The sequence below is a fragment of the Vibrio sp. 10N.222.55.C6 genome, from assembly GCF_041473395.1.
GTDB classification, from domain to species: Bacteria; Pseudomonadota; Gammaproteobacteria; order Enterobacterales; family Vibrionaceae; genus Vibrio; species Vibrio crassostreae_C.
On record NZ_JBFRSD010000889.1, the window covers coordinates 1 to 1,104 of the forward strand.

2 protein-coding genes are annotated in these 1,104 nt (G+C 41.8%); both read left to right on the forward strand.

What is annotated here, in order from left to right; genetic code table 11:
• The coding region (locus AB4486_RS26710) for a hypothetical protein (RefSeq protein WP_372119790.1) at window positions 1-201 on the forward strand (201 nt) is incomplete at its 5' end.
• A 17-nt stretch (window positions 202-218) separates the two neighbouring features.
• Window positions 219-1,104, forward strand: an 886-nt coding sequence (locus tag AB4486_RS26715) for an N-6 DNA methylase (RefSeq protein ID WP_372119792.1), incomplete at its 3' end; no start/stop codon positions are given.

Here is a 1,104-nt window from a genome sequence, read left to right on the forward strand (position 1 = left end):
AAAATGTTCGGTGTGGACGATGGAGATAAAACTTATCTCAATCGCAAAGGAATTGATGCGGCTCTGGATGAGTTGAACAAGATTTCTCAGCAAATGCAGAAGATGAGAAGCCGAGGTGGTGTTGTCCTTGTTGAGTCAGGTGAGACTGAAATCACGACTTACACCTTAGATAGCTATAACAGATCTCAAACCGTTCATTAATTTAAGGGAGAAAATCCGTGAAAAAACAAATTTGGTCACTATTGGATGCTTTACGGGGAGGTAGTTCTCTCCCTGAATTGACTGAGCAGTTTGCCGCATGTTGTGCTTGGGTTAAATTAAGTGAGACTAATAAGTTGGGTAATGAACATCAACTAGTCAATGAAAATAGTAGTTTCAAAGAGCAACTACAAAAAGTGATGAATGACTTCGTATCAGTTTGGTACAACGCTGAAGCGAAGTCTTTACCTGAAAGTACACTCCAGCAATTGATCACTTCTCTTCAAGGTTTAATCCGTGCCAATGTTATCTCTTATCAAGATTTATCTGAGGCGATCATTAGCCTCCTTGAGGAAGGAGGGAAAGGATATGGAGGACTAACCATTCCTGATGAGTTAACAACTCTAGGGGTTAGTCTACTGGAAGATAAGGTTAAGACTGTATATTGTCCTTTCACCGCTGGCTATGCATTCGCGCATAAGCTACCTATGCACAGTATTTGTGAGGGTGAAACGCCCTTAGGAGTCGATGATTTCTATGCAGAAGTGCAGAATGTCCTTTTAGACCGTAACTTTCGTGTGACTCGCACCGATCCAATCTTTGTTCCAACTTTGATTGGTGACGGTGGTCTTAAGCAATTCCAGAGCTCAATAGCGATGCCACCACTTGGGCAAAAGTACCCAAAATCAGATATTCATGACATCTGGGGGCGCTTTCCTGAAAAATCTTTAATGGCAGATGTCTATCAACTTCGCCACATGCTGTCGCATACTTCAGATGTTGTTGTTGGCTTTGTCACCAACGGTTTTTTATTTCGCTCCGCAGCGGGTGAAAAGCTGTTTAAGCAAGATATGTTAGAGAAAAACTGGCTGAAAGCGGTTATTGCATTACCAAGTAACCTACTTT